The sequence below is a fragment of the Streptomyces corchorusii genome, assembly GCF_001514055.1.
GTDB lineage: Bacteria > Actinomycetota > Actinomycetes > Streptomycetales > Streptomycetaceae > Streptomyces > Streptomyces olivaceoviridis.
The window spans coordinates 359395-371540 of record NZ_KQ948356.1 but is presented as its reverse complement, the minus strand read 5'-3'; the positions used below and the strand labels follow the sequence as shown (position 1 = coordinate 371540).

Genomic DNA, 12146 nt, shown 5'->3' with positions numbered 1-12146 from the left:
CCGGCTGTACGGTCTCCCCGAGTTGATGTTCGTACCGTCGCCAGTTCGAAGGCGGGCGGGTCGTGCGGGGAAGGCGGTCGCGGTGACCGGAACCGATGTGGGAGCGACGGACGCGGCGGACCGGGGCGCGCGCCGCCTGCCCCGGGTGCGCGGGTTCGCCGCATGGCCGCCGCAGGGCTCGCCGAAGGAGGAGGGCAAGGCGCTCCGGGCGGGTGTGCCGCGCTCCGCCCACCGCACGCTGGACCTGGACGCCGCGCGCCCCGACGCGGTGAGCGCGGTGGCCGAGTCCAACGCCGGCCGCCTCGCCGAACTGACCCCGCTGCGCGTGGGCCGGATGGCGGCCACCCCCTTCGCCTTCCTGCGCGGCTCCGCCGCACTCATGGCGTACGACCTCGCGCGCACCCCCACCACCAGGATCGCCACCCAGATCTGCGGTGACGCCCACGCGGCCAACTTCGGGCTGTACGGCGACGCCCGCGGCGACCTCGTCATCGACCTCAACGACTTCGACGAGACCGCGCACGGCCCCTGGGAGTGGGACCTCAAGCGGCTCGTGGCCTCGCTGGTGCTCGCCGGCCGCGAGGCGGGCGCCGACGAGGACACCTGCCGCGCCGCGGCCCGGGACGCGGCCGGCGCCTACCGCCGCACCATGCGGCTGCTCGCCAAACTGCCCGCGCTCGACGCCTGGAACGCCATCGCGGACGAGGAACTGGTCTCCCACACCGACGCCCACGACCTGCTCGGCACGCTCCAGCGGGTCTCGGAGAAGGCCCGGGCCAACACCAGCGGCCGGTTCGCCGCGAAGTCGACCGAGCCGGTGCCGGACGGCGGACGCCGGTTCGTGCCCGCGCCGCCGGTGCTGCGCCGCGTACCGGACGCGGAGGCCGCCGCGGTCGCCGCGTCCCTGGAGTCGTACGTCGGCACCCTCGGCGAGGACCGCCACCCGCTGCTCGCCCGGCACGCCGTGCACGACGTCGCCTTCCGGGTGGTCGGCACCGGCAGCGTCGGCACCCGGTCCTACGTCGTCCTGCTCCTCGACCACCGGGGCGAGCCCCTGGTCCTCCAGGTGAAGGAGGCCCGTCCCTCCGCGCTCGTCCCGCACCTGGTCACGGCCGGTTTCGAGGCGCCCGCGGTGCCGCACGAGGGGCGCCGCGTGGTCCTCGGGCAGAAGCGGATGCAGGTCGTCAGCGACACCTTGCTGGGCTGGACCACCGTCGAGGGGCGCCCGTACCAGGTGCGGCAGTTCCGCAACCGCAAGGGCAGCGTCGACCCGGCCGCCCTCGCCGCCGACCAGATCGACGACTACGGCCGCATGACCGGCGCCCTGCTGGCCCGCGCCCACTCCCACAGCGCCGACCCCCGGCTGATCGCCGGCTACTGCGGCAAGAACGAGGAGCTGGACGAGGCGATGGCCGCGTTCGCCGTCGCCTACGCCGACCGCACGGAGGCGGACCACGCCGAGCTGGTCGCGGGGATCAGGGCGGGGCGGATCGAGGCGGAGCTGGGGGTCTGAGGGGGGTCCGGGGAGGGTGCAGCGGGACGGTTTGCCGGGAGTTCGCCGGAGTCCGAGCGGTGGCGTGCCGGGGTCCGAGGGGTGGTGCGCCGGGAGCGTGGGAACCGCGCCCGGGCCGAGCCGGGGCAACGGCTACGCTGGGCGGGTGACAACCCCGGAAGCCGGCCAGTCCCAGGCCCCCCGCCCCGAGGAACGGCTGGAACAGGCCGTACGGGCCGCCGAGCAGGCGTTGATCGAGTACGAGATCGCCGTGGAGACCTTCCGCGTCGAGGTCGAGAACTTCGCCCGCCTCCACGAACAGCGGCTCGGCCCGCTCTACACCCGCATCGAGGAGCTGGACGCGGAGATCGCCGAGGCGAAGGCCGCCCGCACCGGCGACCCCGAGGACATCCGCCGCGCCGCGGAGGCCCGCGCCCAGGTGATGCCGATCCCGGGCGTGGAGGAGCTGCTGCACGGCTGGATGGACGGTGACGGCCTGTTCCCGGAGGCCGTCGCCATGCTCACCGACCAGCCGGTACGGCCCCCGCAGCGGGTGCGGCCCAGCGAGGAGGCCCGCAAGCTCTACCGCGAGCTGGCCCGCAAGGCGCACCCCGACCTGGCCCAGGAGGAGGCGGAGCGCAAGCGGCGCGAGGAGTTCCTCAGCCGGGTCAACGCCGCCTACGCCCGTGGCGACGAGGCCCTGCTCAGGGAGCTGGCCGCGGAGTGGGCCGCCGGACCGGTACCGCCCGAGCGCCGCCCGAGCCCCGCCGAGGAGCTGTACGCCCGCCTCGAATGGCTCGCCCAGCGCAAGGAACTGCTCACCCTCGTCGCCCGCGAACTGGAGGACGGCGCGATCGCCGGCATGCTCCGCCTCGCCCCGGACGACCCCGACCGACTGCTCGACGAGATCGCCGACCGGCTGCGCGCCGACATCGCCCAGCGGGAGGCGGAACTGGCCGCCCTGCTGGGGCAGGACTGACCCGCCCCTCGCTTCGGGTAGCGTCGGAGCCATGAATTTCGGAGCTGGTGTGCCCACGGTCCAGGTCACGGACCTCAAGGACGGCGACTTCCTGCTGGACGTCCGTGAGGACGACGAGTGGCAGGCGGGCCACGCCGGGGGAGCCCTGCACATTCCCCTCAGCGAGTTCGTGGCCCGCTACGGCGAGCTGATCGAGGCCGCCCCGCAGGACGGACGCGTCCACGTCATCTGCCGCTCGGGCGCCCGCTCCGCCCAGGTCACCATGTACCTGGTCCAGCAGGGCGTCGACGCGGTGAACGTCGACGGCGGCATGCAGCACTGGCAGGCGGCCGGCCGCCCCGTCATCACGGACGACGGCAAGCCGGGCTTCGTCCTGTAGCCCGGGCGCCGGTCAGCCGGGCGCCGGTCAGCCGAGGGGATGGGTGGCCAGCAGGTCGCCCAGCCCTTCCTCGTACGCCGCCGCCGGGCCGAGCGAGAGCTCCAGGTGCTTGGCCCAGGCGTGACAGCGGTGGAGCGGATACCCGAACTGCTCCCGCCTGCCGGTGTACTCACGCAGCACCCGCTCGCCCAGCCCGAGCGCCGGCGCGCAGGTGCCCGTGACCAGTAGCCCGCGCAGCCACTCCCAGGCGCCGCCGGCCTCGATCACCTCGCCGGGCCCGACCCGCACGGACCGCAGCCGCAGCTCGGCCAGCCGCTCACCGCTGGTGGAGACCTGCTCGGCGAGCACCAGCCCGTCCGTCTCGCGCGGCACCAGCGCCGGCACGGCCCCCTCGCCGGCCGTGCTCTCGACGTGCGCCGGTACGACGACCAGGTCCGCGTCGAACGCCCACGGCACCGCCGTCTGCACCCCCTCCAGCAGCCAGGCCCGCCCCTCCCGCCGTGCGGTGACGGCCAGTTCGGCCGGGTCGTGGCCGGTACGGCCCTGCGCCCCGACGGTCAGCACCAGCTCGCCCCGGCCCGCCGGACCAGCAGCCGATCCGCAAGCTCCGGGCTGCCGTAGGTCTGCACGGCCGCCGCGGCGGCGCAGTGCTCCAGCAGCGGCACCCGGGCCAGCACCCGGTCGGCCTCGCGCAGCACCTTCCAGGAGAAGGGAACGGTCCCGCGGGCCTCAGCGGTCGAAGTCCAGCTCCACCCTTTCCGTCAGCGGATGCGACTGGCAGGCCAGCACATACCCGGCCTCCGTCTCCTCTGTCTCCAGCGCGAAGTTGCGGTCCATGCGCACCTCGCCCGCGACCAGGAAGGCCCGGCAGGTCCCGCACACCCCGCCCTTGCAGGCGTAGGGCGCGTCGGGCCGGTTGCGCAGCACCGTCTCCAGCAGTGACTCGCCCTCCCGCACCGGCCAGGTGCCGCCACGGCCGTCGAGCCGTGCGGTGACGGTGCTGTGCGTAGGCGCCGGAGCCGTGGCCGCCGGGGCCGAGCCCGCGTCCACGTGGAAGATCTCCTGGTGGATCCGGTCCCGGGCCACGCCCAGTTCGCGCAGCGCCTGCTCCGCGCCCCGCACCAGGCCGTACGGCCCGCACAGGAACCAGCCCGCCACCTCGCCCACCGGCAGCAGCGCGGGCAGCAGCCCGGTGAGCCGCTCCCGGTCGAGGCGGCCGGAGGGCAGGCCCGCCTGCTGCTCCTCGCGGGAGAGCACGGTCACCAGCTGGAACCGCTCCGGATAGCGGTCCTTCAGGTCGGCGACCTCCTCCAGGAACATCGTCGACGCGGCCGTGCGGTCGCCGCGTATCAGACAGAACCGGGCCGCCGGCTCGCGCGCCAGCAGCGTGGCGACGATGGACAGCACCGGGGTGATGCCGCTGCCGCCGACGACCGCCGCGTACAGGCCCGGCGCCGGCTCCAGCGTGAAGCGGCCCGCCGGGGTCATCACCTCCAGCTCGTCCCCGACGTTGATCTCCTTCAGCGCGTACGCCGAGAAGGCCCCGCCCTCGACCAGCCGCACCCCCACCCGCAGGCTGTCCGGGCCCTCGCCGTCCGGGTCGGGGGCGGGGGAGCAGATCGAGTAGGTGCGCCGGATCTCCGTGCCGTCGACCCGGCGGCGCAGCGCGAGATGCTGACCGGGCGCGTGCCGGTACTCCTCGCGCAGGCCGGGCGGGACGGAGAAGGTGAGGGCGACGGAGTCGTCGGTGATCCGGTCGACCGCGGCCACCGGGAGCGGGTGGAAACGGGCCATCACAACTCCTTGAAGTGGTCGAACGGTTCACGGCAGGCCAGGCAGCGGCGCAGTGCCTTGCACGCGGTGGAGGAGAACCGGCTCAGCAGTTCGGTGTCGGCCGATCCGCAGTGCGGGCAGCGGACCGGTTCGGTCGCGGTGTCCGTGGCGTGTATGTCCGGGGCGGCCGGTGTGGTGTGCGGGGCCGGCGTGGTGTGCGGGGCTTGTGTGCGGGTCGGGCCGAGGGTCAGCGGCACCGGGCCGTCCCCGTGGCGCACCCGCGGCGGGGCGATGCCGAACTCCCGGAGCTTCTCGCGCCCTTCGGGGGTGATGTCGTCGGTGGACCAGGCGGGGCTGAGCACCGTGCGGACGGTGACCTCGCGCATGCCGTGGGCGCGCAGCACCCGCTCGATGTCGAGGCTCATCGCCTCGATGGCCGGGCAGCCGGTGTAGGTGGGGGTCAGGTCGACCTCCACCGCGTCGCCGGTGTGGACACGCACCGCGCGGAGAACGCCCAGTTCGCGCAGTGTGAGCACGGGCAGTTCGGGGTCGGGCACCGCGCCGGCCAGCTCCAGCAGCCGCTCCTCCAAGGCGGTGGCGGTCACCATGACGCCCCCGGGTGGCTGCGGTGCAGGTGCTGCATCTCGGCGAGCATCCGGCCGAACGGCTCGGTGTGCAGGCCCTGCCGGCCGGCGCCCGCCGACCAGGCTCCGGTACGCGGGCCCTGCGGGACCGGGAGGCCGGCCCGGCCGAGCACGTCGGTGACGGACTCCAGCCAGCGCTCCTCCAGGCGGGCCCAGTCGGCGGTCAGGCCCTCCACCGGCTGGAACATCTCGCCGGTGAACCGCCACAGCGCGTCGCAGGCCCGCCGCATCCGCTCGTGGCTGGTCTCGGTGCCGTCACCGAGCCGCAGCGTCCACTGCTCGGCGTGGTCGCGGTGGTAGGCGACCTCCTTCACCGCCTTCGCGGCCAGCGGCGCGAACGGGCCGTCGTCCGCGGCGAGTTCGGTGTAGAGCAGCTGCTGGTAGGTGGAGAAGTACAGCTGGCGGGCGATGGTGTGCGCGAAGTCGCCGTTCGGCTGCTCGACCAACTGGAGGTTGCGGAAGGCGCGTTCCTCGCGCAGATAGGCCAGCTCGTCCTCGTCGCCGGCCAGGGACAGCAGCACCCGGGCCTGGCCGAGCAGGTCCAGGGCGATGTTGGCGAGGGCGACCTCCTCCTCCAGGACGGGGGCGTGCCCCGCCCACTCCCCCAGGCGGTGGGAGAGCACCAGGGCGTCGTCGCCGAGAGCGAGCGCGGCGGTCACCGGGACGGGGGCGGAGCCGGTGGCGGGGCGGGCCGCGGGGCCGGTGGCGGTCACAGGTGCTTCACCCCTTCCGGGATCTCGTAGAAGGTCGGGTGCCGGTAGGGCTTGTCGGCGGCCGGCTCGAAGAACGGGTCCTTCTCGTCCGGCGAGGACGCGGTGATCGCGGCGGCGGGGACGACCCAGATGGAGACGCCCTCGCCGCGCCGGGTGTACAGGTCGCGGGCGTTGCGCAGGGCCAGCTCGGCGTCGGGCGCGTGCAGGCTGCCGGCGTGGGTGTGGGAGAGGCCGCGCCGGGAGCGCACGAAGACCTCCCACAGGGGCCAGTCGGTGGTGCTCATGCTCGCGTCGCTCCTGTCTCACCGGTGCCGCCGGTGTGCTTGGCCGCGTAGGCCGCGGCCGCTTCCCGTACCCACGCGCCCTCGTCGTGGGCGCGCCTGCGCTGGGTGATCCGCTGGTCGTTGCAGGGGCCGTTGCCCTTGAGGACCTCCCAGAACTCCGTCCAGTCGATCGGACCGAAGTCGTAGTGCCCCCGCTCCTCGTTCCACCGCAGCTCCGGGTCGGGGAGGGTGAGGCCCAGGGACTCGGCCTGCGGGACGCAGATGTCCACGAAGCGCTGGCGCAGCTCGTCGTTGGAGTGGCGCTTGATCTTCCACTCCATCGACTGCGCGGAGTGCTGGGACTCGTCGTCGGGCGGGCCGAACATCATCAGTGACGGCCACCACCAGCGGTCCACGGCGTCCTGGGCCATGGCGTGCTGCTCGGGGGTGCCCTTGCTGAGGGCCAGCAGCAGTTCGTAGCCCTGGCGCTGGTGGAAGGACTCCTCCTTGCAGATCCGCACCATCGCGCGGGCGTAGGGGCCGTAGGAGCAGCGGCACAGGGGGACCTGGTTGGTGATCGCGGCGCCGTCCACCAGCCAGCCGATCGCGCCGACGTCGGCCCAGGTCAGGGTGGGGTAATTGAAGATCGAGGAGTACTTCTGGCGGCCACTGTGCAGTTTGTCGAGCAGTTCCTCGCGGCTGGTGCCGAGGGTCTCGGCCGCGCTGTACAGGTACAGGCCGTGGCCGGCCTCGTCCTGGACCTTGGCCATCAGGATCGCCTTGCGGCGCAGGGAGGGCGCGCGGGTGATCCAGTTGGCCTCCGGCTGCATGCCGATGATCTCGGAGTGCGCGTGCTGGGCGATCTGCCGGACCAGGGTCGCGCGGTAGGCGTCGGGCATCCAGTCGCGTGGTTCGATGCGTTCGTCGGCGGCCACGGCCGCGTCGAAGGCGCGCTGGTAGGCCGTCGTGCCGGCGGTGTCCGATGCGGTGTCCGATGTGCCGTCCGCCTCGGTGCGGGCCGTGCGCTGCGCGGCTGCTGTGGCCATGCGATCCCCCTGACCTCGGGCTCTGCGGTGAACCCCGTCCCGGTCCGTACGTCCCCGGACAAGGTCCCGACCGATCGTTCGGTCCGTGCGTAGTCCATGGTGTGCCGGGCCGCGATGGGTGTCAACCGCTGTGGAAAACTGCGCCCACAGCCTGTGGACAAGGGTGGACAAGCCGCGGCAGGCCGGACGCGCGGCCGGTGTCGGGAGCGGTAGCGCGTGGCGAGGGCCACCACGGTGGCCCGTACCCGGGGCTGCGCCCGGGGCCCGGGGCTGAGTACCGTTCCGTGCGAGCGCCGAGAAGTGGCCCTCGTGAACCACGCGACGCCTGTGACGGGCGCCGCGCTCCCGTGCCGCCCCGCTCAGCCGACCGCTGGGCCGGACGGCCGGACTGTACGAACCGCACGACTGACCAGCCACATGAGCCGAAACGGGGGACGGGACGCAATGGACGCGTACGACGAGGACTCGCGGGGCCCGCAGGGCCCGGACGGGCCGGCCGGGACGCGTCTCCCGGAAGAACCCGCGCAGCCGCCGCCCCCGCCGCCCGCCGAGGAGCCCAGGCCCCGCACCGGCGTCGCCGCGCTCTCTCCTGGCTACCAGGTCGGTGCCGCGCTGGCGCTCGCCGTCGTCGCCGTGGCCGCCTGTGTGCACCTGCTGATGGTCTTCCTCAGCCTCGCGCCCGCGAACACCGTGACGAAGCAGCACGGCAAGGCGATAGAGGAGTGGGTGTACCCGGAGTTCGAGCAGAACTGGAAGCTGTTCGCCCCGAACCCGTTGCAGCAGAACATCGCCGTCCAGGTCCGCGCCGAGGTGCGGATGCGGGACGGCGGTCTGCGCACCACCGGGTGGACCGACCTGTCCGCCCAGGACGGCGCCGCCATCGACGGCAATCTGGCGCCCAGCCACACCCAGCAGAACGAGCTGCGTCGGGCCTGGGACTTCTTCACCGCCACGCACGCCGCCGACAACCGTCCCGTCGGCCTGCGCGGCTCCCTGTCCGAGCAGTACCTGCGCCGGATCGTGGTGATGCGCCTGTACCGGGACGATCCGACGAGCCGGGAAGGCGTGATACAGCGCGTGCAGGTCCGTTCCCGCACCACCAATGTGCAGCCGCCGCCGTGGAGCCGTGAGCGGATCTCCGACAAGCCCGCCTACCGCCTGTTGCCCTGGTGGTCCGTGACCGCCGACGAGGCCGCCGGAGGTGTGCGGTGAACCGTCTCTCCCTGACGCTGTCGCGCGGTATCGCCCGGGTCACCGAGGCGGCCCTCGGGCCCTACCAGAGCGCTGTGATCCGGATCGGCTTCGCCGGGACCTGGCTGCTGTTCCTGCTGCGCGAGTTCCCGCACCGCCAGGAGCTGTACGGCCCCGCCGGACCCTGGGGCTGGAACCTCGCCAAAGAGCTGACCGCCGACAACCACGCCTTCACGGCGCTGCTGTGGTCCGACGGACAGCTCTGGTTCGAGTGCTGCTACACGCTGGCCATCCTCGCCGCCGCGGCCCTGGTGCTCGGCTGGCGCACCCGGACCGCGTCCGTGCTGTTCATGGTGGGCGTGCTGTCCTTGCAGAACCGCAGTGTGTTCATCGGCGACGGCGGCGACAACGTCCTGCACCTGATGGCCATCTACCTGGTGTTCACGCGCTGCGGACAGGTGTGGTCCCTCGACGCGCGGCGGGCGGCCCGAGGCGCGGCGGCACGCGCGCGGGGCGAGCGGGCGCCCGCCGACCGGGTGGGACCGGTGCTGTGGGCGGTGCTCGGTCTGGCGCTGGGCGCGGCGACGGTGACCGGCCGGTTCGACAACGGCTGGCTGATCCAGGCGCTGCTGTGGACGGTCTGGGCGGTGCTCGGCCTGTGGTGGGCCGTCGGACGCCGGGAGGCCTGGCGGCAGCCGCGGATGCTGCTGGACGTCATCGCCAACATGCTGCACAACGGCGCCCTGGTCGTGATCATGGCCGAGGCCTGTCTGATCTACGCCACGGCCGGCTGGTACAAGGTGCAGGGCTCGCGCTGGCAGGACGGCACCGCCGTCTACTACCCGCTCCACCTGGACTACTTCTCGCCCTGGCCCGGCCTCGCCGACCTGATGTCGTCCAGCGGCACGATCCTGATGATCGTGGCCTACGGGACCGTCATGGTGCAGGTCGCCTTCCCGTTCACCCTGTTCAACCGGCGGGCCAAGAACGTCCTGCTGGTGCTGATGATGACCGAGCACGCGGTGATCGCCGTCGTCCTCGGACTGCCGTTCTTCTCGCTGGCGATGATCACCGCCGACGCGGTCTTCCTGCCGACGTCCTTCCTGCGCCGGCTGGGCGACCTGGCGGCACGCGCGCGGGGGCGGTTCGACCGGCGCGGCGGCCGTACGGTCCCCGCGCCGCGCTCCCCGGAGGAGAACACGGCGGACCACGTAGGGTTCACCGCATGAGCGATCCGCTGAGCCGCTGGCGCGAGCACGCGGACACCGCCGTGCTGCTCGACGGCTTCCACGCCCTGAAGCACGCGCTGCGCTTCGGGGCCGAGGTACCGGTCGCGGTCACCACCGACCGGCGGGCCGCCCTGGCCCTCGCCGAGGAGCTGGCCGGGGACGTGCGCGACACCCTGGACGCCCTGCTCGTGGAGGTGCCCGGCCAGGCGTACACCTCCCTCGTCCCGCGCCCCCATCCGACCGGTGTGGCCGCCCTCGCGCTGCGGCCGTCCCGCGAGGCCGGCCTGCGCGCACTCGCCCGCACGCCCCGCACCGCGCCCGTCGTGGTCCTGGACAACCCCCGCAACCTCGGCAACGCCGGGGCCGTGATCCGGCTGGCCGCCGGTTTCGGGGCGACCGGTGTGGTCACCACGGGCACGCTCGACCCCTGGCACCCCACGGTGGTGCGCGGCGGCGCGGGCCTGCACTTCGCGACCGTCGTCGAGCGCTTGGGCGTCGACGAGCTGCCCGCCGGGCCGCTGTTCGCCCTCGACCCGGAGGGCGAGGACATCCGCGGCACCAAGCTGCCCGACGACGCCGTGCTGGCCTTCGGCTCGGAACGCTCCGGTCTGTCGCCGGAACTCCGCGCCCGGGCCGACCACCTGCTGCGCCTCCCGATGCGCCCCCAGGTCTCCAGCTACAACCTGGCCACCAGCGTGGCGATGACGCTGTACCACTGGAGCGCGACCGGCGCCGCGCCCACGGCTTAGGCCTCCCGGCGCACCTCCACCACCCGGAAGCGGTTGGCGACGAACGCGCCGTCGGTGAGGGCCGCGTTGGCCGCCGGGTTGCCGCCCGAGCCGTGGAAGTCGGAGAACGCGGCCGTCTGGTTGACGTAGACCCCGCCGGTCAGGTTGAGGGAGAGCTGGGCCGCCTCCTCCAGGCAGACCTCCTCGACGGCGCGCTCGGTCTCCGTGTCCGTGGTGTACGCGCCGACCGTCATCGCGCCCTTCTCGCGGACCGTGCGGCGCAGCAGCTCCACCGCGTCCGTCACCGAGTCGACGGCGACGGCGAAGGAGACCGGGCCGAAGCACTCGCTCATGTACGCGGCCTCGTCGTCCGGCTTGGCGCCGTCCAGCTTGACGATGACCGGGGTGCGGACCACCGCGCCCGGGAACTCCGGGTTGGTGACCTCGCGGGAGGCGAGGGCGACCTCGCCGAGGCCGGCCGCGGCCTCCAGGCGGGCCTTGACGTCCGGGTTGACGATCGCGCCCAGCAGCGCGTTCGCCCGCGTGTCGTCGCCGAGCAGCCCGTCGACCGCGCGGGCGAGGTCGGCGGTGACCTCGTCGAACGTCTTGGGACCCTGGTCGGTGGTGATGCCGTCGCGGGGGATGAGCAGGTTCTGCGGGGTGGTGCACATCTGGCCGCTGTACAGGGACAGCGAGAACGCCAGGTTGGACAGCATGCCCTTGTAGTCGTCCGTGGAGTGGACGAGCACCGTGTTGACGCCGGCCTTCTCCGTGTAGACCTGCGCCTGGCGGGCGTTGGCCTCCAGCCAGTCGCCGAAGGACGTCGACCCGGTGTAGTCGATGATCTTGATCTCGGGGCGGGTGGCGAGGGTCTTCGCGATGCCCTCGCCGGGGCGCTCTGCGGCCAGCGCCACCAGGTTCGGGTCGAAGCCCGCCCCGGCCAGGACCTCCCGGGCGACCTGGACGGTCAGCGCGAGCGGCAGCACCGCGCGCGGGTGCGGCTTGACCAGGACCGCGTTGCCGGTGGCCAGGGAGGCGAACAGGCCCGGGTAGCCGTTCCAGGTCGGGAAGGTGTTGCAGCCGATGACCAGGCCGATGCCGCGCGGGACCGCGGTGAACCGCTTGGTGAGGACCAGCGGGTCGCGCTTGCCCTGCGGCTTGGTCCACTCCGCCGACTCCGGGGTGCGGACCTGCTCCGCGTACGCGTACGCCACCGCTTCCAGGCCGCGGTCCTGGGCGTGCGGGCCGCCCGCCTGGAACGCCATCATGAAGGCCTGTCCGCTGGTGTGCATGACGGCGTGCGCGAACTCGTGCGTCCGGTCGCTGATCCGCTTGAGGATCTCCAGACAGACCACGGCACGGACCTCCGGGCCCGCGTCCCGCCAGGCCCGCTGTCCGGCGCGCATGGCCGGGAGCAGCACGTCGACGTCCGCGTGCGGGTACGTGACGCCCAGCTCGATGCCGTACGGCGAGACCTCGCCGCCCACCCAGTCGTCCGTGCCGGGCTGGCCGAGGTCGAGGCGGGTGCCCAGCACGGCGTCGAAGGCGGCCTTGCCCGCCGCGGCGTCCAGGCTTCCGCTCTCGCCGTAGGCCTTGGGGTGCTCGGGGTGCGGGGACCAGTACGCGCGGGTGCGGATGGCCTCCAGGGCCTGGTCGAGCGTGGGCCGGTGATTCTCGATCAGCTCGGACGCGGTCAGTTCGGCGGCCAT

General features: G+C 73.5%; 12 protein-coding genes and 1 pseudogene. 6 read left to right on the top strand and 7 right to left on the bottom strand.

The annotated features are described in order from the left end of the window. The first annotated feature begins 25 nt into the window (after window positions 1–25). The 3 genes from AQJ11_RS17210 to AQJ11_RS17200 all read left to right on the top strand — a co-directional run bounded on the left by AQJ11_RS17210 (window position 26) and on the right by AQJ11_RS17200 (window position 2850). Entirely contained in the window at window positions 26–1513 is a 1488-nt protein-coding gene (locus tag AQJ11_RS17210) for a DUF2252 domain-containing protein (protein ID WP_398780563.1), read from the top strand. Window positions 1514–1658: 145 nt separating this feature from the next. Continuing rightward, window positions 1659–2471: a hypothetical protein gene (locus AQJ11_RS17205; protein ID WP_059263638.1), complete on the top strand. Its 813-nt coding sequence runs from the start codon at window positions 1659–1661 to the stop codon at window positions 2469–2471. A 49-nt stretch (window positions 2472–2520) separates the two neighbouring features. Then, window positions 2521–2850 (top strand): rhodanese-like domain-containing protein, encoded by a 330-nt coding sequence (locus AQJ11_RS17200; protein ID WP_059263637.1) that lies wholly within the window; start codon window positions 2521–2523, stop codon window positions 2848–2850. A gap of 27 nt (window positions 2851–2877) precedes the next feature. Here AQJ11_RS17200 and AQJ11_RS17195 read toward each other — a convergent pair. From AQJ11_RS17195 to paaA, 6 genes and pseudogenes are all read right to left on the bottom strand, one after another. Beyond that, window positions 2878–3548: pseudogene (locus AQJ11_RS17195) on the bottom strand (acyl-CoA dehydrogenase); the annotation flags it as partial. 31 nt (window positions 3549–3579) lie between these two features. Continuing rightward, window positions 3580–4644 (bottom strand): 2Fe-2S iron-sulfur cluster-binding protein, encoded by a 1065-nt coding sequence (locus tag AQJ11_RS17190; RefSeq protein ID WP_058081180.1) that lies wholly within the window; start codon window positions 4642–4644, stop codon window positions 3580–3582. Further along, on the bottom strand, window positions 4644–5231 hold the full coding sequence (paaD, locus tag AQJ11_RS17185) for a 1,2-phenylacetyl-CoA epoxidase subunit PaaD (RefSeq protein ID WP_059263636.1): 588 nt from the start codon (window positions 5229–5231) through the stop codon (window positions 4644–4646). The genes AQJ11_RS17190 and paaD overlap by 1 nt, the downstream gene beginning before the upstream one ends. Then, window positions 5225–5980, bottom strand: a complete 756-nt coding sequence (paaC, locus tag AQJ11_RS17180) for a 1,2-phenylacetyl-CoA epoxidase subunit PaaC (protein ID WP_059263635.1) — start codon at window positions 5978–5980, stop codon at window positions 5225–5227. Before paaC ends, paaD begins: the two co-directional genes overlap by 7 nt. Next, the gene (gene paaB, locus AQJ11_RS17175; protein ID WP_014673816.1) at window positions 5977–6264 is read right to left on the bottom strand and encodes a 1,2-phenylacetyl-CoA epoxidase subunit PaaB; all 288 of its coding nucleotides are present in this window, start codon (window positions 6262–6264) and stop codon (window positions 5977–5979) included. Before paaB ends, paaC begins: the two co-directional genes overlap by 4 nt. Beyond that, window positions 6261–7289: a 1,2-phenylacetyl-CoA epoxidase subunit PaaA gene (paaA, locus tag AQJ11_RS17170; protein ID WP_059263634.1), complete on the bottom strand. Its 1029-nt coding sequence runs from the start codon at window positions 7287–7289 to the stop codon at window positions 6261–6263. The genes paaB and paaA overlap by 4 nt, the downstream gene beginning before the upstream one ends. A 444-nt stretch (window positions 7290–7733) precedes the next feature. On the opposite strand from paaA, the gene AQJ11_RS17165 reads away from it, so the two are divergent. The 3 genes from AQJ11_RS17165 to AQJ11_RS17155 are packed head-to-tail and all read left to right on the top strand — an operon-like array spanning window position 7734 to window position 10458. Continuing rightward, complete coding sequence (locus tag AQJ11_RS17165; RefSeq protein WP_014673818.1) at window positions 7734–8501, top strand: DUF5819 family protein; 768 nt, start codon at window positions 7734–7736, stop codon at window positions 8499–8501. After that, a complete protein-coding gene (locus AQJ11_RS17160) occupies window positions 8498–9709 on the top strand; it encodes an HTTM domain-containing protein (RefSeq protein WP_059263633.1) in 1212 nt (403 codons plus the stop codon). Before AQJ11_RS17165 ends, AQJ11_RS17160 begins: the two co-directional genes overlap by 4 nt. Next, window positions 9706–10458, top strand: coding sequence for a TrmH family RNA methyltransferase (locus AQJ11_RS17155; RefSeq protein ID WP_059263632.1), 753 nt, complete (start codon window positions 9706–9708; stop codon window positions 10456–10458). Before AQJ11_RS17160 ends, AQJ11_RS17155 begins: the two co-directional genes overlap by 4 nt. Here the strand turns inward: AQJ11_RS17155 and paaN are convergent. Next, on the bottom strand, window positions 10455–12146 hold the full coding sequence (gene paaN, locus AQJ11_RS17150) for a phenylacetic acid degradation protein PaaN (protein ID WP_059263631.1): 1692 nt from the start codon (window positions 12144–12146) through the stop codon (window positions 10455–10457). The two genes, AQJ11_RS17155 and paaN, sit on opposite strands and share 4 nt — an antisense overlap.